The organism is Chitinophagales bacterium (assembly GCA_016787225.1).
In the GTDB taxonomy this organism is placed as follows: domain Bacteria; phylum Bacteroidota; class Bacteroidia; order Chitinophagales; family JADJOU01; genus CHPMRC01.
The window spans coordinates 1-26,552 of record JAEUUY010000023.1 but is presented as its reverse complement, the minus strand read 5'-3'; the positions used below and the strand labels follow the sequence as shown (position 1 = coordinate 26,552).

At 34.8% G+C, this 26,552-nt stretch carries 19 protein-coding genes; 13 read left to right on the top strand and 6 right to left on the bottom strand.

Annotation, left to right across the window (positions count from 1 at the left end; all coding sequences use genetic code 11):
- Positions 1-3: 3 nt before the first annotated feature.
- The 11 genes from JNL75_08970 (at position 4) to JNL75_08920 (ending at position 17,368) form a co-directional block, all read left to right on the top strand.
- Positions 4-2,595 carry a DUF2309 domain-containing protein gene (locus JNL75_08970; GenBank protein MBL7789941.1) on the top strand — a complete coding sequence of 864 codons (2,592 nt, stop codon included), beginning with the start codon at positions 4-6 and terminating at the stop codon, positions 2,593-2,595.
- Complete coding sequence (locus JNL75_08965; protein MBL7789940.1) at positions 2,585-4,447, top strand: hypothetical protein; 1,863 nt, start codon at positions 2,585-2,587, stop codon at positions 4,445-4,447. Before JNL75_08970 ends, JNL75_08965 begins: the two co-directional genes overlap by 11 nt.
- A gap of 12 nt (positions 4,448-4,459) precedes the next feature.
- Positions 4,460-4,801, top strand: coding sequence for a hypothetical protein (locus JNL75_08960; protein ID MBL7789939.1), 342 nt, complete (start codon positions 4,460-4,462; stop codon positions 4,799-4,801).
- 64 nt (positions 4,802-4,865) lie between these two features.
- Positions 4,866-5,606, top strand: coding sequence for a bacillithiol biosynthesis deacetylase BshB1 (bshB1, locus tag JNL75_08955; GenBank protein ID MBL7789938.1), 741 nt, complete (start codon positions 4,866-4,868; stop codon positions 5,604-5,606).
- Between the two features lie 99 nt (positions 5,607-5,705).
- On the top strand, positions 5,706-6,110 hold the full coding sequence (locus JNL75_08950) for a MerR family transcriptional regulator (GenBank protein ID MBL7789937.1): 405 nt from the start codon (positions 5,706-5,708) through the stop codon (positions 6,108-6,110).
- An 11-nt stretch (positions 6,111-6,121) separates the two neighbouring features.
- The gene (locus tag JNL75_08945; protein MBL7789936.1) at positions 6,122-7,087 is read left to right on the top strand and encodes a D-alanine--D-alanine ligase; all 966 of its coding nucleotides are present in this window, start codon (positions 6,122-6,124) and stop codon (positions 7,085-7,087) included.
- A 196-nt stretch (positions 7,088-7,283) separates the two neighbouring features.
- Positions 7,284-7,889 (top strand): hypothetical protein, encoded by a 606-nt coding sequence (locus JNL75_08940; GenBank protein ID MBL7789935.1) that lies wholly within the window; start codon positions 7,284-7,286, stop codon positions 7,887-7,889.
- A gap of 1 nt (position 7,890) precedes the next feature.
- Complete coding sequence (locus tag JNL75_08935; protein MBL7789934.1) at positions 7,891-8,847, top strand: acyl transferase; 957 nt, start codon at positions 7,891-7,893, stop codon at positions 8,845-8,847.
- Between the two features lie 239 nt (positions 8,848-9,086).
- Positions 9,087-13,382, top strand: coding sequence for a T9SS type A sorting domain-containing protein (locus tag JNL75_08930; GenBank protein MBL7789933.1), 4,296 nt, complete (start codon positions 9,087-9,089; stop codon positions 13,380-13,382).
- Positions 13,383-13,565: 183 nt separating this feature from the next.
- A complete protein-coding gene (locus JNL75_08925; GenBank protein ID MBL7789932.1) occupies positions 13,566-17,027 on the top strand; it encodes a T9SS type A sorting domain-containing protein in 3,462 nt (1,153 codons plus the stop codon).
- Positions 17,028-17,134: 107 nt separating this feature from the next.
- Positions 17,135-17,368: a DUF465 domain-containing protein gene (locus JNL75_08920; protein MBL7789931.1), complete on the top strand. Its 234-nt coding sequence runs from the start codon at positions 17,135-17,137 to the stop codon at positions 17,366-17,368.
- Between the two features lie 48 nt (positions 17,369-17,416).
- Here JNL75_08920 and dapB read toward each other — a convergent pair whose 3' ends face one another.
- The 6 genes from dapB to JNL75_08890 all read right to left on the bottom strand — a co-directional run bounded on the left by dapB (position 17,417) and on the right by JNL75_08890 (position 23,547).
- Complete coding sequence (dapB, locus tag JNL75_08915) at positions 17,417-18,142, bottom strand: 4-hydroxy-tetrahydrodipicolinate reductase (GenBank protein MBL7789930.1); 726 nt, start codon at positions 18,140-18,142, stop codon at positions 17,417-17,419.
- A gap of 6 nt (positions 18,143-18,148) precedes the next feature.
- Positions 18,149-18,736 carry a hypothetical protein gene (locus tag JNL75_08910; GenBank protein MBL7789929.1) on the bottom strand — a complete coding sequence of 196 codons (588 nt, stop codon included), beginning with the start codon at positions 18,734-18,736 and terminating at the stop codon, positions 18,149-18,151.
- Positions 18,737-18,738: 2 nt separating this feature from the next.
- A complete protein-coding gene (locus JNL75_08905) occupies positions 18,739-19,638 on the bottom strand; it encodes a ParB/RepB/Spo0J family partition protein (protein ID MBL7789928.1) in 900 nt (299 codons plus the stop codon).
- A 2-nt stretch (positions 19,639-19,640) separates the two neighbouring features.
- A complete protein-coding gene (locus JNL75_08900) occupies positions 19,641-20,429 on the bottom strand; it encodes a ParA family protein (GenBank protein ID MBL7789927.1) in 789 nt (262 codons plus the stop codon).
- Between the two features lie 216 nt (positions 20,430-20,645).
- On the bottom strand, positions 20,646-21,983 hold the full coding sequence (locus JNL75_08895) for a T9SS type A sorting domain-containing protein (protein MBL7789926.1): 1,338 nt from the start codon (positions 21,981-21,983) through the stop codon (positions 20,646-20,648).
- Between the two features lie 76 nt (positions 21,984-22,059).
- On the bottom strand, positions 22,060-23,547 hold the full coding sequence (locus JNL75_08890; GenBank protein ID MBL7789925.1) for an endonuclease: 1,488 nt from the start codon (positions 23,545-23,547) through the stop codon (positions 22,060-22,062).
- Between the two features lie 103 nt (positions 23,548-23,650).
- Between JNL75_08890 and JNL75_08885 the strand changes: the two genes are divergently transcribed.
- Both JNL75_08885 and JNL75_08880 read left to right on the top strand, forming a co-directional pair.
- Positions 23,651-25,642 carry an agmatine deiminase family protein gene (locus tag JNL75_08885; protein ID MBL7789924.1) on the top strand — a complete coding sequence of 664 codons (1,992 nt, stop codon included), beginning with the start codon at positions 23,651-23,653 and terminating at the stop codon, positions 25,640-25,642.
- 42 nt (positions 25,643-25,684) lie between these two features.
- Positions 25,685-26,221, top strand: a complete 537-nt coding sequence (locus JNL75_08880; GenBank protein ID MBL7789923.1) for a hypothetical protein — start codon at positions 25,685-25,687, stop codon at positions 26,219-26,221.
- Positions 26,222-26,552 lie beyond the last annotated feature (331 nt).

The window sequence follows — 26,552 nt, the reverse complement described above, 5'->3', positions numbered from 1 at the left end:
GTAATGAACACAGAGATATTAGTTAATAATAATTTTGACTTAGAAAGAGTCATTAAACATATCAAGCATTATCTGCCTTCGCAGTGGGCATTAAAAGATTTTATTCATCATAATTCTTTACATGCTTTTCAGCATTTACCATTTTTTGAGGGATTGAATCAAGCATATGAAATCTTTGGCTATAAAATTACCTTAACTATTGATGAATATCAAAAAAAATATAGAAATGGAGAAATTTCTGAAAACGCTGTTCATAAGGTTTTAAAGGAATTTACCAGTGACGAAAATCAACGAAAAGCACTATTTGAAGATATGATGGAGATTAACCTGGTACATGACTTTGACTCCAGAATAGGGAATTTGAGAGAAAATTGGAGAACTAAACTTGGAGTAGATATGGATGCTATGGTTTATCCCACCTTATTCAGATTATTGAGCAATTATTTAGATCAAGGTATTGCCATCTGGAAATTCCCCATAAAAGATAAAACTTTTCTTGAGGCTCTATCAGTGATAGAAAATAATGGTCTTGTCAGTATTTTTAGACGAAAAAGAGCACGTGAAATTTTTAAAAGTCGAAGTCTTAGTATTCATGATTTGCTTGAAATTCTTGTTGGTAAAAATTATAATTTCTATGAAAACTATCTCTTTGATCAGCAGTTTGAACATCAGGGATGGAGCGGTTTTGTGTCCGAAGTAGAAAAAATGCCAGCCATGCTTTTTGATCAGAGAAAGATTAGCACTAAAGAGTTAATTTATTTGGAATGTTTATTGGAAATTGATGCGTTGGATTATAAATTTGGTGAAGGAAATTGGTACCCATTGGAAGGTTATATCGATTATACTCCTAAAATGATTTTTGAATCAGTAAAACAAACGCATGTATTTACGATTGGTAGGCTATGGCAGGAAGCCTTTGAATGGACATATTATAACTCTGTTTTAAATGGAATAATTGATAAGCCTCAGACTCACTATGAAAAGAATCTGCGATTTCAAACCATCATGTGTATAGATGACAGAATATGTTCATGGAGAAGGCATATAGAATACATTGTACCAGACTGTGAAACTTATGGAACGCCAGGTTTTTTTGGTTTGGATATGTTTTTTCAGCCTGAAGGTGGGAAATTTTATACCAAGATATGTCCAGCCCCTATGACTCCCAAATACTTGGTTAAAGAAGTAGCAAAGGACCAAAAACTTAGTCAACTGAAGAAAAAAGTCACTGAAAAGTTAAATCAATCATCGATACATCATCATGAACCTGATATACATTTTTCAGAGCATAGCCACAACAGCCTTTTAGGCTGGTTTGTATCTCAGTTTATCGGCTTTTTTTCAGCATTAAAATTAGTTTCTGCCGTTTTATTTCCTAAGCGAAGCGCAGCTACTTCCAATCCATTTATGCACATGGAGAAAAATTTTCCTTTGGCTATTGAGAACCATGACCATAGTCAAGAAAATGGATTAAATATTGGCTTTACGAAGGAGGAAATGGCAACTCGGGTATACAATATGCTCAAAAGTATTGGTCTTACTGAGAATTTTGCACCTATTGTCTATGTCATTGGTCATGGTTCTTCTAGTACTAATAATCCTTACTATGCCGGTTATGAATGTGGAGCTTGCAGTGGCAGAGCTGGCTCAGTAAATGCTCGAGTATTCTCGATGATGGTCAATGACCCTAAAGTAAGAGAGTTATTAAGGGAAAAGGGTATTGATATACCTCTGGGAACTATTTTTTTGGGAGGACTACATGATACGACACAAGATGTAGTTCAATTTTTCGATAAAGATATTTCTCTATCCTTTACATATAGAAGTTCTCATAATGCAAATAAAAAAGATATGCGAGAAGCATTGAAACTTAATGCTAAGGAGCGTTCACGTAGATTTGAAAATATAGCGACAATTGAAAGTATAGATAAAATACACAATAAAATTAAACGCAGATCTGTATCGTTTTTTGAGCCGAGACCAGAGTATAATCACGCTACTAATGCTCTATGTATAGTGGGTAGAAGGGATATGACTAGAGGTTTATTCTTGGATCGACGTGCATTTCTCAATAGCTATGATTATCGAAAAGATAGCGATGGTAGTTATCTTCAAGGAATTTTAAATGCTGCTGCACCCGTTTGTGGAGGGATTAATTTAGAATACTATTTTTCCAGAACAGACAATCAAAAATTAGGAGCAGGTAGTAAACTACCGCATAATATCATAGGTCTATTCGGAGTAGCCAACGGTATAGATGGTGACCTGAGACCAGGATTGCCCGCACAGATGATTGAAATTCATGACCCAATACGTCTTATGATAATCGTAGAACAATTTCCTGAGATTATATTAAACGCTATTCAAGCTAATCCAGCGACCTACGAGTGGTTTGCTAATGAATGGATCCATCTCATTTGCTTTCATCCTACTCATAAAAAAATGCTGCGATTTCAGAAAGGGGAATTCACTATTTTAGATTTAGAATTAATGACAACTCCTAGCATTTCTAGTCAAGACTTAATAAGAATATTTGAAACTAATAATGAAAACATTCCAGTCAAAATTATAAATGATATCAACTATGCTGCATAACTTAGTTCTTTCAATAATATTGTTGCCGTTAATAGGTTATTTAGCTGGAATTTACTTATCAAAAAGTAGTGAAAAAGGAATTGCCTTGCTTTCTAAATCAATAGTTATATTGCAGTTTGGCTTATCCGCTTGGCTGCTAGTTCTGTGGATATATCAAGACTTCCAAACAATAAACTTATCGGAACTTACAATTTACAAAAACCCTAGCTATCATTTTTTCATCGATTTATTAATAGATAAATTTTCCATTTTGTTTTTAATGGCTGGAAGTTTTGTAGCTTTGATGGTAACTATTTTTAGTCAATATTACATGCATAGGGAAGAAGGCTATAAGCGTTTTTTTCTTACCATTTTGCTTTTTTTCTTTGGATTCAATCTTACCATTCTTGCGGGTAATTTCGAAACTCTTTTCATTGGTTGGGAAGTATTGGGCATATCGTCTTTTTTATTAATTGCCTTTTATCGATATAGATATTTACCTGTAAAGAATGCGGTAAAAGTATTTACTATATATCGTTTGGGAGATGTTGGACTTTTAATAGCCATGTGGCTTAGTCATCACTTTTGGCATGAAAACGTTACTTTTCTAAAAATGAGTAATGCAGAAATACTAAGTGAACATATTCATTCGCATTCCATTTTAGGTATATTTATAGCATTGGGGGTAGTTATAGCTGCGGCTGCCAAATCTGCTCAATTTCCTTTTTCTTTTTGGTTGCCAAGAGCTATGGAAGGTCCGACTCCATCAAGTGCTATATTTTACGGTTCACTTTCAGTACATATGGGTGTCTATTTATTATTTCGAGTCTTTCCATTGATCGAATTCCAGATTTCCATCAGAGTATTTCTTGTTTTAATAGGATTGTTTTCCTTCTATATGGCTACGGGTATTTCTAGGGTACAAAGTTCAATCAAAGCACAAGTTGCTTACACCTCAATTGCACATATAGGAATAATGTTTATCGAAGTAGCAATGGGCTGGCATAACCTCGCTTTAATACATTTTTTTGGCAACGCCATTTTACGAACTTATCAATTACTTATTAGTCCATCTGTAGTTAGTTATAAAATCAGAGAGCAGTTTTATACGTTCACACCTTATCAGAAAACTATCGAGCGTTTTTTTCCAGTCAAGTGGCAGTATGCAATGTATATTCTATGTCTCAAAGAATGGAATTTAGATACTATACTTTATCATTATTGGTGGCAACCAATTAAATGGATTGGGAAGAAATTGAGTTTTTTATCATGGAAAAATTCAAAGTATATTCTTCCTTTTTTAGCTATTATCATTGTCATAGCTCATTGGTTAGATTTGCATTACCATTTTCATTTCACACCAGAATTGTTTGGATTGATAGCTTTATTATTTTCATTCAAAGCATTTTCAGAAAAGAAAACTGCCTTTAATACGTTATTACTAATATTCTCCAATCATATTTTGATAGCATTAGCTGTTTTTTTTAACGAGCATTTAGAATGGAATGAAATCATTATTTATATCAGCGGAGTTATTGCTGCCTCTACCGTGGGTGGACTTTGCCTCATGTTCTTATCAAAAAAAGGAGAGAACATTACCTTAGATCGATTTCATGGTCATGCCTACGAACACGCTATACTTTCAATTGTTTTTTTGCTGGCTTGTCTTGGTCTGACCGGATTCCCGATATCTCCAACTTTTTTAGGAGAAGATTTGATGTTTTCTCATATTCATGAAAATCAAATAATTTTAGCCGTATTGGTTGCAAGTTCTTTTGTGATAGATGGATTAGCCGTAATTCGAATGTATTCTATGTTATTTCTTGGTCCTCATAGTAAGACTTATCATGAAATTGCTTATCGAAATTCATAATAAAATTATAATATGAAATTAGAACATAATCGCGAGAAAATTGCTCCTTGGTCATTGTTTTTAGTCCGAGTCGTACGCTATGCCTTATTCGCCTTTGCATTGGTTTTTATTTCTGTATGGATTGGCACCTTAGGATATCATTATTTTGCAAACATATCTTGGTTAGATAGTTTTCATATGGCGTGTATGATATTGACGGGTATGGGGCCAGTAGTTGAAATGAAATCATATAATGCTAAATTGTTTTCATCATTTTATGCACTTTACAGTGGTGTTGCATTTCTTAGTATAACAGCAGTCTTCTTCGCACCTCTTATTCACAGGCTGCTGCATATCCTGAATGTAGAAGATTGAGGTATGGGTGGATTTACTATGATATGAAATCTATTTTATTCTAATAGTCTGAAATATTTTAAATTTGTTGCATACAATAACGAAGGAAGTGTATTTAGATATTTTAGCTTTTGGTATTCATCCTGATGATGTTGAGATTAGTGCAGGTGGCACTATTCTTAAGCATAAAGCATTAGGTTACAAAGTTGGAATTTGTGATTTGACTCATGGAGAAATGGGTTCTCGCGGGAGCGGCGAATTGCGTCTAAAAGAGGCTGAGAAAGCTTCTAGCATACTCGGTATCGATGTACGTGAAAATCTAGGACTTCCTGATGTATGGATGCTCGACAATCAAGAAAATTGCTTGAAAATCATTCAGATCATTCGAAAGTATCGTCCGCGCATCATTATATGTAATGCAAAACAAGATCGACATCCTGACCACGCGAAAGGTGCAGATATTGTGCAAAAAGCAGCTTTTTTATCCGGTCTAATAAAAATAGAGACTGAGTTTGAAGGAAAGTTGCAAGAACATTTCAGGCCTTCTGTGGTCTATAATTATATTCAATTTCAGTTTCAAAAACCTGACTTTGTTTTAGATACTTCAGATTTCGAAGATAAAAAGTTTGAAGCTATACGTGCCTACAGCTCTCAATTTTATGATCCGAAAAGTAAAGAGGTAGAAACATTTATCTCTGATAAATCATTTTTAGATATCATACGATACCATGATGCGATTTTAGGTAAAAGTATTGGAGTACAGTATGCAGAAGGATTTCATGTACAAAGAAATTTGGGGGTCAGCGATTTGACACAATTGCTTTGAGGTTATTGTTTAATATAATATACAACCTTTAAGTTTCGTTTACAATCTAAATATGGAATGATTAATCAGTGTCTAATTTTGTACATTATATATTAGTTTATGGAAGGTAAATTTTATTACACGATAGGCGAGGTTGCTGAAATTATGCAAACTTCCACCTCTCAGCTTCGATATTGGAGTGGAGAGTTTCACTTAAATGTAAGAAAAAATAGAAAAGGAGACCGTCTATTCCAAAAAGATGATTTAGAAAAATTGCAACTAATTCAGCGAATGCTAAAAGATGAAGGATATACTATTGAAGGTGCTAAAAAACGATTAAAGCAGGGAATAAATAAAGTAGACTTGAATCAAGATACATTAAACTCCAGCGATTTAGTTGAAGAAAATAGCATCGAAAACCAAACAATGGTAAATATTAATAATAACTATGACTTAGTCAAGCGATTAAGGCTGATTCGAGATGGATTAGAGTCCTTAAAGGTTAAAGTTCATGTCAAGTTTTAATTTTATAGGTTATGCTTAATATTGCTATTCTAGCTGGCGGTTTCGAATCAGAGCGTATTATTTCTCTCAAAAGTGCTCAGGTAGTAAAGCAAAACCTTGATCCAGAAAAGTATAATGCATTTATTATCGATATCGATAAATCCATCTGGCATAGTGAAGATGGTGAAGTGGTCGATAGGAATGATTTTTCGATTACCATTCCGGAAGTAAAAGTGAATTTCGACGCTTGTTTTATGGCTATACATGGTTCCCCAGTAGAAGATGGCAAAATTCAAGGTTATTTGGAAATGTTAGGCATACCTTATACAGGCTGCGATGGAAGGACTATGGCTATCACTATGGATAAAATTCTGACAAAGCAAATTCTAAAGAATACCCATGGGATTCGTACGGCATCCTTTGAAATATATACCAAAGGTGAAACTATAGATGAGTCGAAATATGAACATCTTGGTTTTCCTATGTTTATCAAGCCGAATAGCGTTGGATCTAGTTTTGGTGTGACAAAAGTTAAAGAACGTTCACAAATAAAGAAAGCCATTCAGGATGCACTAGAACACGATGACTTGGTTTTAATCGAAGAGTTTATAGAAGGTAGAGAATTTTCGCATGGCATATTGCAGGAAGGTGAGAAACTCCACATCATGCCAATTACTGAAATTATTCCAGAGACGGAGTTTTTTGACTATGCTGCGAAATATGAAGGCAAATCCAAGGAGGTGACCCCAGCAGAAAATCTCAGTCCCAAGGTTGAAAATGAAATGAGAACTTTGACTGAAAAAATTTTCCGAGTAATGAACTGTAGAGGCTTAGCGCGTGTCGATTATTTACTAAAAGGAGAGGAAGTCTATTTTATGGAAATCAACACGATACCAGGCTTATCCGAAGCTAGTATTTTCCCTCAACAGTTAAATCATTATGGCTTTAGTTTGAAAGAAGCTTTTGATATTATGATTCAGAATAGTTTTAAGGGTTGAATTATTCGTGATAAATTTTAAATTACTTTTATGGTAAAAGAGAGTATGGTATTAAATAAGAGTTTTGATTTTCGCTTACTATTGAAATATATAATGATATTGACTAGAATTTAGTTTGTTGGTGGTCCCAGAACTTCCTGACACCAACAAAAAGGTGAACTTAACACTTAAAACTCAAAATTAATAACTCACATAGTTGAAACTATTCATTTTATTTCAAATTCTATTTAACTTCGAAGAAGGCGATTTACTTTTTCAAGACTGCGACTGTGGGGCTATTTGTGAGGCTATTGAAGACGTGACACAGTTGAATGACAAGAAGCGTTTTTCTCATATAGCTATGGTAGTATCAGATTCTGGCCAACTCAAAGTGATAGAGGCGAATACTGAAGGTGTAAAAATTGTCGCATTAGATAGTTTTATATATCGGTATAAAACAAAACAAGGTAAACCTAAAATAGTTGTAGGGAAATGGAAAGAAGACTACCTACATTGGATACCACGTGCTGTAGAGTACGCGAAATTAAAACTGGGTCTGCCTTATGATTTCGCCTTTGTCGCCAATAATGATGCTTACTACTGCTCTGAGCTCTTTTATGAAGCCTTCAAATTTGCTAATATGGAAGAGGAGGTCTTCAAAGAAATCCCTATGACCTTTAAGAAATATAAATCTAAAGAGTTTCACCCAGAGTTTATCAAATATTATAAAAAACAGAAGAAAAAAATTCCAGAAGGAAAGAAAGGGACTAATCCAGCTCAAATCAGTAGATATAATTATTTGACACTTCATAAGTTGTACTAGAATGAAAGTCAAATTGGCTGATATCAATCGCGATAATTTTGAAGAAAGAGCTTTAGCCATATTCGAATATCAGCGTGAAAATAATCCTATCTATGCAGAATATTGCCAAGCAATTTTAAAAAAAGAAGTGACTCATATCAAGGATATTCCTTTTCTGCCTATTAGTTTCTTTAAATCTCACAAAGTATCTTGTTTACCGAACGAAGATTTAAACTTTTTCGAAAGCAGCGGAACCACTGGCCAGTTAAACTCAAAACATTATTATAAAAACTTAGATAACTATCACCAAAGTATTGAACTATGCTTCAAACATTTCTTTGGTGGTAAAAAATATACTATTGTAGGTTTATTGCCGCATTATCTCGAAAGGCAGCATTCATCATTAGTAGCAATGGTTAGGCATTGGATGACCATGAATACACAAGAAGAATACTTCTACCTGCATAACTTGTCAAAACTTAATGAGAAATTAGTCGAACTTCTAACAAAAGGGCATGAAGTATTGCTTATCGGAATTTCTTTTGCTTTATTAGACTTTGCCGACTTATTCAAAATTAGTAATTCAAAATTAAGCATTATCGAAACTGGCGGTATGAAAGGCTCTCGTCCTGAGCTACCCAAACAGGACTTAGTAAAACAACTAAAATCTAGCTTTCCAGATTCAAAAATTATATCAGAGTATGGTATGTGTGAATTGTTTTCTCAAGCATTTTCAGATGAAAACTTATGGTTTAGCTGTCCACCATGGATGAGGGTATTGATAGGTGATATCAATGACCCACTTAGTTGTATGGAGCAGGGAAGAGGTTCAGCCAAAATTTTAGATCTAGCTAATATAGATTCTTGTTCCTTTATCGAAACCCAAGACCTCATTGAACTTAGAGCGGATGGTCGTTTTCAAATTATTGGTCGAATACATCAAGCAGATTTGAGGGGTTGTAGTTTGATGTATCACTAAGAGTTTTAAAATTAAAATTTTTTTAAATTGATTTATTCAATCCTTGCAAAATTTTTCATTGTTATGTAATATTTGTATTGCAATAACAAAAAATATAATTAATGAGCACTAAATAGACAATTCCTAGTTTATTTCACCAATATTGCTGTTAACAAAGTAATTTTTTTGATAATTTTTTTTGATAAAATCTTATATAATTTTGTAATAACAATTTTGAATAACCTATAAAATTATCCTATATGAAGGCTTTAGTACAATCTAGAAAATTTCTTTTTATACTATCGATGTATATTTTTACTCAGCAGGCACAGGCTACGCATTCTGCTGGAGGCTATATAACCTATCGTTGTATCGATACGGCTATTGGCAGATATGAGATTCTAGCGCATTTATTTCGAGACTGTAGTGGAGTGGATTTTGGTATAGATAATCTTACTGTAATTTCTAGCACATTAAATACCACTATCCCTGTAACTAGAATTTCAGCGAAAGAAGTGACTCCATTTTGTCAAGTACCAGATGTGCCTACTAGATCAGTCTCCAACTGTCCTAATGGACCTATTACTGGTATTAGAGGTATTGAAAAAGCTATATTTAGAGGTTTTGTGACCCTTGGCAAGAATAAAGGTTGGGCTATTATTGGATGGTATATTTGTTGTAGACAAACTGTAATAAGTAATATTCAAGCTCCGAGCGCTCAAACATTTTGGGTTCAAGCTGCTATCAATACGAATGTAGCCAACTCTTCCCCCATTTTCAACTCAGAAGCTACCAATTATTTATGGAAAGGTAAAGAGAATTGGTTAGACCTATCTGTCAGAGATAGTTTTGATCCAAAGTATATCCTTATTAACGGAAATTATGTCGTTTTAGATTCTTTTGCATATGAATTCTATAATCCAAATACTTCTATAGCAACGAATGTAAATCAAGCGGCAAATCTACAAAATCCTGCAGTTACCTTTAACTCAGGATTGTCTGCTAGTCAATTTATGCCTTCAAATCCAGCTATTCTTTTGAATAAGACCGCTGGAATTGCCAAAATTAATCCTACTATTGAGGGAGAATATGCAGCGGCCATGGTCATAAAAGAGTATAGAGCGATTCCTACTGCAAATGGTAAGTCCTATACAAGAATGCTTGTAGGGCATATTTGCAGAGATCAGGTTTTTAGCACCATGTTAAATGGCACTAGTTTGACAAGTCATGGAGTTATTTCTGATTCTTCAAATGTAGAATATGTCGTGAATCCTAACCTAGTCAGAACCTGCAGAGCAAAAGGAAATAAAATTATGATGCGCTTTTCAACTAGCAATACAACCGGCTTAAAATTGAAAGATGTATCCGTTATCAATCAAGCAGAGATAGAAAATTATAAATTCCGATCATATGTAAATACAGTGAATGGAGTTACTACAGGTTTTGTAGAATTTAAATTCGATAGAAATTTCGCCACCTTGGGATATGAGTTTAAGGTCAAGGTTTATTACTGCAATTCACTAGGCATTAGTGTAGAAAATTATGTTCCACTCAGTGTGCAATTTAGCAATGCAACCATTGGATTTGAGCAAGATACCCTTCTTTATTGCAATAATTCTGGAACTACATCACTTTCATTGCCTTTGGCAAAAAAAGTGAGTTGGAAATCAAATAATGCCATAGTCAGCTCTAACAGTTCAGATAGTAATTTGGTGCATATTATGCCATTGAATAGTCATTGGATATATGCTACGAATTTAAAACATGATGAGTTATGCAGAGTGAATGATAGTATTTATGTAAAACTAGAAACCTGCAATCAGGTGAAAGGTAATATCTATCACGACGTAAATAATAACTGTGCGAATGAAGCCAATATAGATGTCCCTGCTAAACTACCACTAAATTTAAAGGGCAAAACGAATGGTTATAATCAAACCATCTATCCAGACAATAATGGTAATTACAGCTTTTCGCCTCCTGCTTTCAATAACTATACCTTAACTGTAAATAATGTAGTGGTTAATTGCAATCCTAAAGTCAATGTATTCGATGTGAGTTTGGCAGATAGCCCTGTTATAGTAAGTATAGCTGTCAAGGATTCACCGAGTTTTGTAGGATATCCTTCTACACCGCAGACCTTAAATTACTGTGTAGGTGAAGCTGCTAATGTAGAATTTGTTCTACCATTTGTGAAATCCATGGGTTATGTCAAAGCTAAAATGGACTATGGAAATGGACAATTTGAAGAGCGAATTTTAGGGATAGAGCCCATGCAAACCCACCTCGTTTTTAATAAAACATATAATACGAATGGTGTTTTTCCTGCATCAATAAAAATTTTAAGCTATGATGATAAAATTCTGTATCAGACTCCAATGAATACGATTTCTATTGGCTCATGTCTTCATGCGAAGTTTTACATAGACATGAATGACAACTGCAATTTAGATACTGGGGACATGGCGATGAGTGGGTCTAGTATAGTTCTTACAGATATTTCCACCAATCAAAAGCAAAATAGCTCTACCAATACTGATGGAATTGTCTCCTATTATGTAAAAAATGGGGCTCAGTATAATTTATCCAATGCGAATGTTATAGGTTGCAATCAAGATAAACAAGATATCACCTTCAATTTACCAAATATAGATACTAACTATCATTTAAATGTGCCTTTAGATAGAAAAAAAATTATTCCGACTATAGAATCAAGTATTCAAATTTTAAATAATAAAATTGAACATTGTATTAATTCGCCGAGAAGTTTCGCGATAACTGTTACAAAATCATTAGGCTATTTATCAATGAAACTAATTTGTAACGATGGGAAAGAATTTTTGCAAGCTTTGCCTTTTGGAGAGGGGGTATATACCTATAATTATTCACATACTTTTCTAAATAAAACAATCGGAAATGTGAATGCACAATTTTTTAATTTTTCAAATAAAATTTATGAATTTTCGAGTAATGATTTTATTCAAATTTATTGTTTAGATCAAGCCGCATTTAATGATATAAGTAAAAACTGTAGTGATGAAATCGAACCGAGAATGAAATATACTAGATTTAAATTAACAAATCTTGTTACGAATAAGTTTTCCTATCTGACCACCAATCACCAAGGAAAACTTAGGTTTTATTTAACATATGGTGATAACTATCGAATTGAAAGTTTGAAATTTCCTATCTGCAATTCGTTATATTCAATAGATTTCCTGGCTGATAGTAATATGATAAATAACTTTATAATCCCTGTTCAGTTTATAAATAATTATGCAGCTATACTTTCTACAGAGGGCCGCGCAGTTGTAAATAATACTTCTGACTATTTACTTAATCTCGATGCTATTCCAGATATAAATAATGTTCAAAATGATTTTGAAAGTAATACATTTATTTATGAATTGACCTTGCCTGATAAATGTTTATATAAGTCTGTGAATTCTGGTATTACTATGACAGCGCTTGGGGGAAACAAATATTTGTTTGAAGGTTCAAGAAAAATAAAACTAAAGGTCACTGTTGAATTTAGAAATTTAGTCGCGACGGATGATCTTTGTTTTTCGCTTAGATTACGAGGTATCCCTGGAGAAAGAGATACTATCGACAACCATTATCGTGTTTGTAGAAGAGCTTTCGTTGCCTATGACCCCAATAATAAAATCCCTGCTATCCGCAGTAGTATTAACACGGAGGATTTCATCGATAAGACAAATCCTATAACTTATACCATCAATTTCCAAAATGAAGGGAAAGCTCCAGCGAGAGATGTTTATATTCTGGATCAGCTATCGAAGCGATTAAATATTGAATCGATAGAAGTCAAAGCTGCCAGCCATCCTATGTCTGTTAGTCTTACGAATGATGGATTACTTCGCTTTGATTTTAAAGATATTATTTTGCCTGAAAAAGCAGTGGATGAAGAGGGCAGCAAAGGCTATGTCATATTCACCATCAAGCCAAAGGATGACTTACAAATTGGGGAGGAAATAAGAAATACAGCAGAAATTTATTTCGACGCGAATGAAGCTGTGATAACAAATACCGCTATCAGTCGCCTTGTCAAACCTACTGGCTCCTATGACTTTTTTAATGTCAATATTACCACACATCCTGAAAATGCGGGTATTACTCGTGGTCAAGGACGATATCTCTTTGATGATCCTGTAAAAGTAGATGCCATACCTAGAGAGGGCTATCAGTTCAAGTACTGGACAGATAATGGAGTAATCGTTGGTCCTAATTCTAACTACTACTTCACATCCAATAAAAATAGAAACCTAACGGCCTATTTTACAAAATCTACTTCTCAGGTCTTAGATGTGAATTCTAAGATGAGCATAACTCCAAACCCAGCCACTGATTTTGTAAATATCGAGACCAATCAGCCCCTTTCTAAATTTTCAGTTTCTATAACGAGTATCGATGGCAGAAAACTAGCACAGTTTTTTGATCAAACGAAAATATCGGTCGAGAGCCTTCCTCGTGGCACTTATTTCTTAGAGTTAAGAGCAGGAGACATAGTTAAAGTAGAGAAATTGATTCTGAGGTAAGATTTTCGATTTTTATGTGACTAAGTTGGAATAATTATTTATTGAATCGTAATAGATTATTGGAATGAAGAATGAGTACATTTCACAATTGTACCGTATATAAATAGCGCAGCTATTTGATATAGGTTGTCAGAAATAGCTTAATTTTGTATAAATAACTATATTAAACTAAATGTCTAAAATATGAAAAACACAAATTTAAAATACATAATAAACCTTTTTCTTATTGGTTTTACTCATTTCACAATGAATGCTACTGGTCTTTCAGGAGCAGCTATTACCTACCAGCTTATAGATACAAACCAAGGTAGATACAAGATAACCCTAGAGTATTATATGATTTGTGCTCATGGTATTATAGAAAGTACCCAAGAAATAAATATTGTAGGATCTCCTTCTGTTTCTAAGATGACTGTTTTTTATATCAAAAAAGAAGAAATATCGCCTATTGGTTTGCCTCCTGATGTTATATCATCAAAAAAAACTTATTGCAATTCTAATGGACCTGAAGAAGTCAAAGGTTATTATAAAGCCACCTATGAGGGCACTGTCGTTATAGGTAAAAATATTGGATTGGTTATTTTTGGCTGGGTAGATTGCTGTAGAGATATAGCTATTACAAATCATTCTGAACCTAGCAGTTCATTGTTTGTGCAGGCAGCAGTCAATACCAACCATCTCAATAGCTCACCTATTCATTCTAGACCAGAAATGATACAGCTATATAAAAATAAGCAGAATCGATATAATATGCGGGCTACAGATATCTATGATCCTAAGCATATCCTCATAGGTGGGAAAATGGTTATTAGAGATTCATTAGCTTATGAGCTCATTCCAAGTTTTACTTCGATGGCTGCTAATGCTACATCTGTCGCTAATTTGCAAAACCCTTTCATAAGTTATAAATCAGGACTGAGTGCTACACAATGTTTTTACACTTCCCCACCCATGACCATCAATCATGCCTTAGCTCAGGTAAATATTAATCCAGATAGGGATCAATTAGGCCATATGGTTTATGTGGTGAGAGAGTATAGAGCGATACCTAATTCAGCAGGTACCTCTTATACAAGGGTATTGGTCGGTTATACTATGCGAGATGTCGTATTAGGAGCTTATGGTACAGCAGATCCAGTAGTTTATGATGGAATTATTAAAAACTTATCTTTGATAGATACTTTATTTAATAATTATACAGCTGGGACCTGTGCACAAGAAAATAAGATAGTCTTTAAAGCAATTGGTGCGCCGTATCGTGCATTAAAAATCAAGGACTTGTCTGTCATAGAAGCAAGTATAGTATCTAACTATAAGATGAGTTATACTATTAAATCTGGAAATAACGTCGATACAGCCTATGTGACTCTTAGCTATCGAAAGAAAAAAGAAGTCCCCAGTTTGAATTTCTTGTTTGATGCCTATTATGTGAATACCAATGGCATTCAAGTGAGTCATATTATGCCGATCGTTGTCTTACCTGGCAATGGTTTTGTGCAGTTAGCCGAAGATACCGTTTATTATTGTTCTAGTGGAAGTATTCGACTAGATGCAACTATAGGTGTAGGTGCAAAATGGAGTCCATTGATATCTGCAGTAGCTATAAATTCAGATACGTCTATTATTGATGTAGCCCCTACAGTAGGCCGCTGGTATAAAGCTTCAAATCTAGCTACGCCAGCAAGCTGCAAGTTAAATGATAGTGTCTATATCAAAGTACAAACCTGTGATACCGTTTATGGTGTCATGTGTATTGACAGAAATAAAAATTGTATATGCGATCCATGGGAATTTAGAGTTCCAAACACCAGTTTCGAGGTAAAAGGCGTATCCAATGTATATAATGCAATAGTCACCACAGATTCCTCTGGCGCTTATAGTTTTATCCCACCATCCCTCAATAGTTATCACATAGAAAATGATGGAATGCTGTTTAACTGTGGTGTTAATAATAAAAAATCCCGAGCCTTTACAATGACTCTCTTTGGGAATATGAAAGTTGATATACCTGTGCTGGATAGTGTCGTGATTTCAAAATTCACTACAGCCATGATTGACACAAATTATTGCTTTGGCGAATCTGTTCCCTATGAAATGTATTTTTTCAAAAACTATGGGCTTATGCGAGCTATCATGCATTATGGCGATGGACAAGTAGACACCATAAAAAATTATGGGATTGATGCAGGATTCATATATCATTCATTTTTACATAAATATGTGAGTGGTGGTCAGCATACTGCTAAGATTGTATTTCTTGATTTTTTCTATACTCCAAAGGATAGCTTTATATTCAGACCTATTCTGTTTTCGAATTGTGTTTACGGGAAATTATTTATCGATGGAAATAAAGACTGTAGCTATCAATCAAACGATAAACTATTAGCCGATCATCGATTAGATTTTAAAAATAATGTAACAGGTGATTATGATTTCTTATTTACCCTTTCGGATGGTAGTTATAAAAGTTTTATCAAAAAAAATCAAGCCTATACGTTGAGTAATGCCATACCTATTATGTGTAATTCGAATAGTACCTCAAAGACAATCCCTGCATTTTCAGTAGATACTACACTCAAAATGGATTTACCCTTAGATCCTGTGCCCGTTAATTATATTCTGGTAGTTCAGAAATCTGGAAGTATAGCCAATAACAAAAAACTAAGCTTAAATCTAAGTTATGCAGGATATTACTTTACAGATACAGCTATTAAAAAGTATGAAGTACGCCTGCCTGCTATGACCAAAGTAGACGCTATTTCCTCCAATGCTACTTATACTCAATCAGGGACAATTCTTCAAATAATCCAAAATACAGGAACTAAAACAAGTTTAACTTTAAAATTTGATTCTTTAGCAGGCAATGATACCCTATGTTTCTTTGTGAGACTGCATAAAGTCATTACAGAAACTGATACGACCGATAATAGTCAATATTTCTGCCTTAAAGAAGGGGAGAAGGATTTAGCACTAAACCAAAAGCAAGTCAGTATTAAATCTCAGATAAACCATGAAGATTTTTTAAATAAAACGGATGAGCTAATCTATCAGATTAATTTTATCAACAATAGAACTAGCCTAGCCAATCATGTCTACATTTCAGATATTATTGATAATAAGCTTGATATGAATTCTTTTAAACTAATCAAACAAAGCCATGCAGGACAAATTTTATTTAGAGCAGGAAATGAATTGGTCTTTACATTTAAAGATATCAATCTGCCAGATAGCGTGTCTAATGATAGTGCTAGCAGAGGTTATGTGATTTTTAGTTTAAAACCAAAATCAAGTCTTGCTGTCAATGATATTATAACGAATCAGGCTGTCATAGTATTAGATTTTACACAAAATATCCGGACAAATACTACACTGAGCAGGTACATTACCAAACCTACCGTATCTATTTATGATTTCCATAAAAATGAGCATTATTTTTACCCTAATCCAGCTTCCAATTATATAAATATTGATATTGATAACTCCCTTTCTAAATTTTCAGTTTCTATAACGAGTATCGATGGCAGAAAAATAGCACAGTTTTTCGATCAAACGAAAATACCAGTCGAGAGCCTTCCTCGAGGTACCTATTTCCTTGAGTTAAGAGTAGGGGACATAGTTAAAGTAGAGAAATTGATTCTGAGGTAAAATAAGTAAGATTATTGTGTTTTTTGTGACCAAGGTCACGCGTTGCTTGTATAGAATCAACTAGATTTGTGCTCATATTCTTAACCCAATTTAAAAATTAGAAGAACATGGATAAGCACGATTTGCATCACGAGTTCCCAGAATTTGACAAACAAATTCATGATTTAAAAGTTAGCGATAATCATTTTCGTCGCCTCTTTGATGAATATCATGAGATCAACAATGAGATACACCGTATAGAAACGGGAGCAGAAGCCACTGCAGATGAAACATTAAATCAGTTAAGACTTAAGAGAGTTCATTTGAAAGATGAACTTTATACCATGCTGAAGCAAGCTTAAAATTTATACTTCTCGATTAAATAGGGGAGATACTTAGGGGGATTTCTCCTATTTAATCTGTAGCATATCATCCATGGTAAAAAAACCTTTCTTACCATAGATAAATTCTGCAGCTCTTACCGCACCTACAGCAAATCCTTTTCTTCCTTTAGCCTCGTGAGTTATCTGTAAAAAGTCTATTTCAGATTCAAATCTGACATGATGTGTGCCTGGAACATGCTCTTCGCGAATAGCCTCGATAGGTATGACTCCAGAATTGGAAGCTTTGTCTAATTCCCAAGAATTATAACAATTGTTGCTAACTGCAATCATATCATTTGCCAGCTTCACAGCAGTACCACTTGGTGCATCTTTCTTTTCCGTATGGTGAATTTCAGACATTTTGACACTGTAGTCCTGAAAAGGAAGCATTAGTTTGGTAAAATATTTATTTAGCTGGAAAAACAAATTGACACCGATACTAAAATTCGGTGAGGCGAATAAGGTTTGATTTTTTTCATGGCAGATTTGTTTTGCCTTTTCCAATCCTTCTGCCCATGCCGTAGTCCCTACTACGATAGGAATATTGGCTTCGAAACACAGCATGACATTGTCAAAGGCAGCGTCAGGCTGGGTAAAATCTATAGCTACATCCACTTGCTTTAGTTGATCGATAGTTAGCTCCTTTTTATTGCTATCATCTATCTTAAGACAAATCTCATGACGACCTTCTTCGATTACCACACCTTCTATGGCTTTTCCCATTTTCCCATATCCTATGAGGGCTATTTTCATTCTATATTATCTTTTAAAATTCAAAGTACAAGTCAGAGAAGGAACACCTTGCGGTGCCGATGCATAGTTTTTCATATCTAGGTTAAATCTCATAGAAAGATCATCGCTGACGTCAAAATTCATAAAATGAGCATCTACGGTAGCATCGATAATATTGAGTCCATAAAACAAGATTCCAAACAATAAATACATATCCCTTTGATTCCTGTATACATTCTTTGTATTTTGAACGACTGTTAAGTTGGTTGTTCCATTAAGCGGAATATCATTACTAACATCGGTATCTATTAGCGAGAGAAAAGAAGTTTTGGCATCTTGATAGCGGTTATTCTCATTAATCCATAAATATCCAAACCCTGCAAGACCACCCCATACGATAGGCAGCTTCCAATATCTTCTATTGTATATCTGACCTGCGCCTGGAGCTACAGCAGATAAAAGAGCAGCAACCTTGGGGCTATGTTTTTTATATTTAAACCTCTTGGTAGAATTGGTCAAAAAGCTATCATTTGGCACTACTTTCAGACTATCTACTTGTGCAGAAAAAGAGAGATAGGTAAATAAAAAGACTATTAAAATAGAGTAAAAGCGCACGTCTAGCTTATTAACTCAATGATTCTTTCTAAATCTTTTTCATCAGCATAGGAAAGAACCAACTGACCTCCGCCTTTTTCATTATGTTGAATGGATACTTTTGTACTCAAATGACTAGATAAATCATCCTGCCATCTTTTGACGAAGGCAGGCTGACCTTTCTTTTCTTTAGAAGGTCTCGGTGTGCGCTGACTACTTCGCTGTGCTACTAAGCTTTCGGTTTGTCTTACAGTAAGATTTTTACCGATTACCTCTTTAAATATGGCGAGTTGTAAATCTATTTCTTCTACACCAGCGAGTGCTCTCGCATGCCCCATTGATATCTTATCCTCTCTCACTGCTACTTGGATATCTGGTGGTAACTTCAGCAAGCGAATATAGTTCGAAATAGTGGCGCGTTTTTTTCCTACACGATCAGCTAATTCCTCATGGTTGAGTTTACATTCATCTATGAGGCGTTGATAATTGACTCCTATTTCTATGGCATTGAGTTCTTCACGCTGTATATTCTCAATGAGAGCCATTTCCAGAGCCTCTTGGTCATTGGCTGTGCGGATATAAACGGGAACCTCCGTCAAACCAGCTATGTGAGATGCTCTCCACCTGCGTTCACCTGAGATTAATTGATACTTTGTAGTTCCTGTTAATTCTCTGACAGTTAATGGCTGAATAATGCCATGCACACGTATAGAATTAGCCAAATCTTCTAAAGCTTCTTCGTCGAAATTGACCCGAGGTTGAAAAGGATTGACTTCTATTCTATCTAGGCTAATTAATTGAATATTGGTGTTTTTTGGTTTATCTAAAACCAATTCTTCATCTTCATTTATTTGCTGATTGATGTCTCCTAATAAAGCTCGTATACCTTTACCTAGTTCTTTTTTTTGATTGAGTTTCGCCATTATTATGAATTATTTTCTACTGTTTTCTTTTCATTATTTTCTACCAATTCTTTAGCCAAATGCAGGTAATTAACTGATCCTTTACTTTCTATATCAAATGCTATGACAGGCTTGCCAAAACTTGGAGCTTCGCTAATTTTTGAATTTCTATGTATAATGGTATTGAAAACCAAGGATTCAAAGTGTTGTTTGACCTCTTCCACTACCTGATTGCTCAGTCTCAATCTGGAATCATACATAGTGAGTAATAAGCCTTCAATACCTAACTCGGGATTTAAACGCTTTTGAACGATTTTTATCGTGTTTAATAGCTTACCTAGACCTTCTAAGGCGAAATACTCACACTGCACGGGTATAATCACGCTATCAGAGGCTGTCAAGGCATTGACCGTTATCAATCCAAGAGATGGCGAACAGTCAATAATAATATAATCATAATCTCCCTTTATTTTCGCTAGGGTATCTTTCATAATAGTCTCACGATGCTCATGCTGAATAAGTTCAATTTCTGCACCCACCAAGTCTAGGTGAGATGGCAGAATGAAAAGGTTGGGAGTCTCTGTATTTAAAATAGCTTCTTTGGGATCTACAGTATCTATCATGCATTCATAAAGACTCTTAGTGATAGATTTCGGGTCTAATCCACACCCAGAGGTCGAATTGGCCTGTGGATCGGCATCGATCAAAAGGGTTTTCTTATCCATAGCAGCCAAACTAGCTGCTAAATTGATAGAAGTTGTCGTCTTACCTACGCCACCTTTTTGGTTGGCTATTGCTATTATCTTTCCCACGCGTTTTACCTAATTTGAATTTTAATTTATTCTAGGCAAAACTATTTCAATCTAGTTAAAAACATGCTTAGAATTATAAACAAATAAAAAGAGAAATCTAGTGATTCAAATAATTGATTACTAGATTTCTCTATAATTTAATGACCTGTAAAAAGTCTATTTATTCGATATTTATTCACATAGTAAAAGTCTATGTTTAAAACCTGTGAATATCTACTATCGCACTATTGAAAACTGTTTTGAAATCTGTGTATTATTTATCTGTAAACTTAGAAAATAATTTCCTACAGGCAGATTTTCAAGACCGTTCATTGTTATGAGGTTTTCCCCAGAATTTAATTGTATCGTTTGCTCTTTAGCTATTTTACCTAATACATCAATAATTTTAATACTAGCCGTTTCATTTTTATGTGCTTGAAAATAAGCATGTATAGTATTATTCGCTATAGTGGGGAAGATGCTCAGTTCATTAGAATGCAAGTTCTCAATAGATCCTGTACCCGTTTTTACAATATCGGACAATTTTCTTGGAAGCAACTGATAGCCAACATTATACGGAGCGCTTGAGGCTTGATCAAACTGGGACCCCATACCTGTGATAGTGTAAACTTCGCCTGTTTTTATGGAAGCTACTGCACTGAAATTAGTTGATGGTTTGTTCTCTATTCTTACAGAAAAGGTACCACCGCTATTATTCTTCATCGTGAGGTCAAAAGCAGAATCGGCTAACCAAGTTCCGCTTGTCAATGATAAACCTTCAATTTTAACTAGTTTAGACTCGGTACTTTCATTAAGAGAGGTAACCGTCATAGGCGCATTTATCGTTTTAAATCCTAACTTTCTGATGGTATCTCCAGTAGCGCTAAATCTTATCTGACCTAATCCTCTGAAATGGTCGATAATCCCAGAAATTTCAAAAGAGTCTCCTTCTTGTATTGTAGGAAGGTTAGCGTATGTTTTATTAGAAAAAATCCCTAGGCAGCCTGTACCATCACAAATAAACATTTGATAACCAGTAGTTCTTCTATTGATACCATAAACCGTACCCCTAATAGTGCAGCTCTTATTGATAGAATCTGGAATCCCATCTTTATTCGCTCCTCTAATAGCTCCAATAGTGTATAAAGGACGACCAGTAATAGGAGCCGCTGTGCTATCAGTTATAATAACTGTCGTAGAGTCAGGAGATACAATGGTTCCCATGGACGCTTGCACTAGCTTCAATATAAAAGTATCATTCCCTTCTGTGACACCATCTAATACAGGTCTGAATCTTAAAGTAACTACAGTATCGTTATTGCCAAATATGATAGTATCTACAAAATTAAATGTATTCAAGTCAACATTCTTATCAGCTCCACTATTTTTTCCAGTTAACGTGTATCGTACCCACATAGTATGACTCATAGGCATGGAATTTCTCACTTGGAAAAATAATTCAGAGCCACCTTCTTTTCGAGTAACAGTAGCTGGTACATTTTTAAAATTCCAGTTTTGAGCCACCATTTCACCTAAAGAAATTATAAAACTCAGTATAATGACTAATTTTTTCATAAAATAATTGTGTTTATTGATTTTTAATAAGTTGCAAAATTAATTAATCTTTAGAATTTCTAGGTTAAATAATTGTTTAATCTAACAACAATCTAAACGATTTGTTTCGTTCTGTGGATTTTATGTTTAAAATATATTGTCCTTTTGAAATTCCATGTAATTCTAATGGAAGGGCATTTTCACCTTCATTAATTAAGGTATTTTCTTGTTTAACGAGTTTACCGTTCAAATCATAAATATAAATATTCAAAGTAGAAATCTTATCGTGATATAGTTTTATGGCATATTTTCCTTCAACAATCTTATAATACCATACATCCCATGAAGAATTGGATGGTGAGTTAATCGAATTCTTAAATTCTAGACCTTGACAGGTTTTTAAGATAGATAAATCTTTGAAATTGATACATTCTATCCAATCTGGGAAATCAATAAATGGGTTACGAGAGCCCTGAACCGAAGCTATGTATTCATGTCGAGCTATTTCCTGATTATCAGGTGGGTCATTTTTTGCCCATTGTACTAGCAAGGCATCACTTTGATTCTTAGCAAAAGAGCGTAAACCATTTTTGAGACTCCAGCTACTATCCAATAATTTGTGATAACAGGTTTGCATATAAAAAATACAGCGCGCAGCGTCTCCTTTGTAGCTATTCTGTGGCTCGAAACAGTTATTGGTATCGCTATACTTCGATTTATTTTCAAAAAAACGAGCATTACCCATGCTAGAAGGCGATAATGGAATTTTAAAAACGAAGTCACTTCGTTGTTCGTTGACTTTGCCGTCCGTAAGCGTTAGATTATGCCAATCAGCTCCTTCTGCGTAGTCTACTAAATCATTATTCGGTATTCCTCTGAAATTCATCCAATTTTTAGGCAAGGTATGCTCTCTATTGAAGCCTGTCACCGGAAAAACAGCCGATGGGGCCGTATTAGGATTATAAATTGCCTTTATATTCGAATAACTACAAGTAATATATTTTTTTGTGGAATCATTGACGAAGGTATCTTGTACATACACTTCATCTACCACTTTAGTGTATTCTGTATACCAAGTAGAAGAAAAGTTATGATTGCGCAGAAGGGTAGTCAACTTAGATAAAAATGTGGCTTTATTCGTATCTAGACTAGAATAGTAACTAGCTATATTGCGACCTTTTGTTTTAAAACTTAGGCGTGGAGGATTGGTCTGATTGTAAAAAATACCATTCATATTATTATTGAATGTATAGAATGCTAAATAATAAGTAGTATTAGCTAGCAAGCCTTTTATACTGTGTTCAATGGTGTTTGACCCTTTATAAAATTTACGATGTACTTTGATTCCCGGTGTAATATGTGAACCAACTCCATAGAACTTATTAGTTAAGGTTAAACTCGATAGAGGAGAGGTAGAAATGATTAAAATAGCGCTGTCACTGGTCGTAGGTACTTTAAAGGAGAGGTTCACTTTCCAGGCAAATGTATCGGTAATCTTAGCTTCTGTAACCTGCTGTGTAGGCATTTGACCTTTAACTATCGAAACGAACGAAAACGCTAAAACGCTAAAAAATATTCTTATCATCAATTTTTAAAAGCCCAAAGATACCATTTTTTGGCTCATTAACATTTAATATAGCTAAATTAACTTCAATTTAGCTACTTTTGGTAATTATCAAATTTAAAGTATGAACCAATTAAAATTATTCTCGATTCTTTTATTATTCCTTGTATTGAGGACAACAGGATTTTCTCAAGCAGGTACAAATAATAGTGAGGAAGCTGAAGCGAAAGCCCACTATGAGCGATTAAACCAAATGAGTTTTGAAGAATATAAAGCTTATTTTAATAAATTGCACCAGAGAGTGCCAGAGGATGTCGCTAAAAGAATAGCAGAAATCAAGGTAAAGAAAAGAAATGAATCTAGAACCATCCGACCATTTAAACAAGAAAATTTAAAGCCACGTGGCTCTACTGTTCTGCCTGCTGATGCACGCTTTCCTGCAGAGTTTGACGAAATGAAAGGAATTATTATTAGCTGGCCATATACCAATGCTGCAGGTACACTGATAGATACTTTGAGAAAGCAACCAAGTGCTGATATCTGGAAAAATATAGCACGAGGTGTACAAGAAGGTGGCGCTACTATTTATATCAATGTATATGCTGCTAGAGATACGAGTGCTATTCTTAAATATATGGAAGACAAAGGCTATCCCTTGACCAACTATCAATTTATGATTCGCAAAGGGAATGCCTTCTGGGTGCGTGATTATGGTCCTATCCCATTTTACTATGACAATGATGAAAAACAAGGATGGGTCGATTACAAATACTATCCTGGTCGTGGACTGGATGACGGAATGAATGCTTTCTGGACAACGAAATTAGGTAATTATCCTGTTTATAATTCGAGGTTATATTATGAAGGAGGAAATGTCATAGTGGATGGTACGGAAAAAAATCAACTATTAACCTCGGAAATGGTGGTAGATGCTAATCTAGATTACTTTCCTACATGGACAAGGCAAAATGTAGAGGACACCTTGAAAAATATGTTTAATTCCGATGATATCCATATCAAACCCTATTTCGAATACGAAGGAGGCACGGGTCACATAGACCTTTATCTACAGAGAGCAGACGACCATACCTTAGTGCATACCAAAATGCCAGTAGAAATGGCCAATATACCTACGAGGGATGGAGGAGATACCACTTGGTTAGATTATCAATTAGCTAATGATAACATCAATTATTTCAGTCAGATGAATACTCCTACTGCAGGTAAGAAGAATTTTATCAAATCGATACCACTTCCTAAAAAGGACGATGGTAGCTGGTATACCTCAGGAGAGGACTATAATCAATATACCAGAACCTATTCCAATAGTTTGGTGGTGAATAATGTTATCGTTCTACCGATGTTTCATAATGAAAATAATGGTGAAAAGATATGGGATGACTCAGCGTTGGCACAGGTTCAAAAACATTTCCCCGGGTATAAAATCATACCAGCTGACATGCGTGTGCTTGATGGCTCTGGTGGTTCGATACATTGTGTCACCAAAGAGGTTCCCGCAGACAATCCGGTCTCCATTTATAATCATTATCCTTATGCAGGTCTGCAAGATTATAAATCGAGATATCCTGCACTAGCCAAAATTAAAAATCATTCTGGCATCCAAGAAGCTAAAATCTATTATCGTACCAAAGGCAGTAGCTCATGGAAATCAGCCACTATGAAGGATACCTTAACGAATTTTTTTGTCGGTAATATCCTACCGACAGCCAAGGGTAAAGATACTATTGAATACTATATCGAAGCGACCTCCAATAATGGTAAATCCATGCGTAAGCCGATTTCTGCTCCTGATGGTTTCTATACATTCTTTACCAAGGTGAATACATCCTATAATTCCAGTATCCATTCAAACTCGCCTATTAATGGACTATTCATCTATCCCAATCCTGCTAAAGATTATTTGAAAATAGAAGGAGTTTCAACGGACAACTGTCTGGTAAAAATCAAAGATATAAGTGGTAAAAATCTTTTAACAGCTCAGTATAAAAACAATTCTAATTTTGATATTAGTATGCTGAACAAGGGGATATATTTTGTAGAGGTTTATAATCAAAAGTCAGAACAGATATCAATTTTAAAGTTCATTAAAGAATAGGTATTTTGTATATTTGCTCATTAACAATTTAAATAAAAACTTATGTTAGATCAATTAATCCAAATGGCTACGCAACAGTTGGGTCAGCAATTTGTAGAAAATCCAGATGTACCCAATGACCAGTTTGATGTCAATAATGTAGCTCAAACAGCAGGTTCTTCCATATTCGAAACGATAGCAGGTCAGATATCGGGTGGAAATCTCGGAGGAATAACTGAAATGTTAAGTGGACAGCAAACCAGTGGAAACAATCCTTTGGTTTCTGGTATAGCTACCAATGTGGTAAATGCCCTCGTTCAAAAAAGTGGATTGAGTCCGCAGCTAGCGCAAACGATAGCTTCTGTAGCTGTACCTTTTGTACTCAATATGTTCAATAAGCAAGCAGGCGCTGCTCAGTCGAATGGCATAGACATAGGAGGATTAATATCAGGTGCACTTTCTGGTGGCGGAAACCAAGGCGGCGGTGGCGGTCTTCTAGGAGGACTATTAGGTGGCATACTCGGCGGCGGCAATAAGCAGCAAGGTGGTGACCTCGGTAGCCAAGTACTAGGCTCTGTTCTCGGTCAGTTGATGAAATAGTAGTATATCATTTTAGATTAAACTAAAGGCAGTTTTTTCGAAAGGACTGCCTTTTTCTTTTTCGGAGTTTATTGCCAAGCAATAGATAGAAGTAATAATGATACTCGGTGCTAGCTGACTCCGTGTCCTTGAAGGTTTGCTATTTGAGATACTCTGCTAGAGGTAGAATTTATTCTATTTTCAGACTTGATTTAACCCAAATTTTAAGAAAACAATCGTCTTTTGACAAAACAGAGCTAACATAGCTCCGGTGAGCAAGGCCTATGTTTAAAATGGTGATTTAATCCCCTCCCAAATTTTGGTTGAAATGCAAAAAGGCTTCGATAATTCG

Bases quoted from the DNA above. Each gene is read 5' to 3' on its own strand.
- JNL75_08960 (MBL7789939.1), top strand. From the start codon at position 4,460: ATGAAATTAGAACATAATCGCGAGAAAATTGCTCCTTGGTCATTGTTT.
- JNL75_08930 (MBL7789933.1), top strand. From the start codon at position 9,087: ATGAAGGCTTTAGTACAATCTAGAAAATTTCTTTTTATACTATCGATG.
- JNL75_08920 (MBL7789931.1), top strand. From the start codon at position 17,135: ATGGATAAGCACGATTTGCATCACGAGTTCCCAGAATTTGACAAACAA.
- JNL75_08945 (MBL7789936.1), top strand. From the start codon at position 6,122: ATGCTTAATATTGCTATTCTAGCTGGCGGTTTCGAATCAGAGCGTATT.
- JNL75_08970 (MBL7789941.1), top strand. From the start codon at position 4: ATGAACACAGAGATATTAGTTAATAATAATTTTGACTTAGAAAGAGTC.
- dapB (MBL7789930.1), bottom strand. From the start codon at position 18,142: ATGAAAATAGCCCTCATAGGATATGGGAAAATGGGAAAAGCCATAGAA.
- JNL75_08895 (MBL7789926.1), bottom strand. From the start codon at position 21,983: ATGAAAAAATTAGTCATTATACTGAGTTTTATAATTTCTTTAGGTGAA.
- JNL75_08905 (MBL7789928.1), bottom strand. From the start codon at position 19,638: ATGGCGAAACTCAATCAAAAAAAAGAACTAGGTAAAGGTATACGAGCT.
- JNL75_08965 (MBL7789940.1), top strand. From the start codon at position 2,585: ATGCTGCATAACTTAGTTCTTTCAATAATATTGTTGCCGTTAATAGGT.
- JNL75_08890 (MBL7789925.1), bottom strand. From the start codon at position 23,547: ATGATAAGAATATTTTTTAGCGTTTTAGCGTTTTCGTTCGTTTCGATA.
- JNL75_08925 (MBL7789932.1), top strand. From the start codon at position 13,566: ATGAAAAACACAAATTTAAAATACATAATAAACCTTTTTCTTATTGGT.
- JNL75_08950 (MBL7789937.1), top strand. From the start codon at position 5,706: ATGGAAGGTAAATTTTATTACACGATAGGCGAGGTTGCTGAAATTATG.
- JNL75_08935 (MBL7789934.1), top strand. From the start codon at position 7,891: ATGAAAGTCAAATTGGCTGATATCAATCGCGATAATTTTGAAGAAAGA.
- JNL75_08885 (MBL7789924.1), top strand. From the start codon at position 23,651: ATGAACCAATTAAAATTATTCTCGATTCTTTTATTATTCCTTGTATTG.
- JNL75_08880 (MBL7789923.1), top strand. From the start codon at position 25,685: ATGTTAGATCAATTAATCCAAATGGCTACGCAACAGTTGGGTCAGCAA.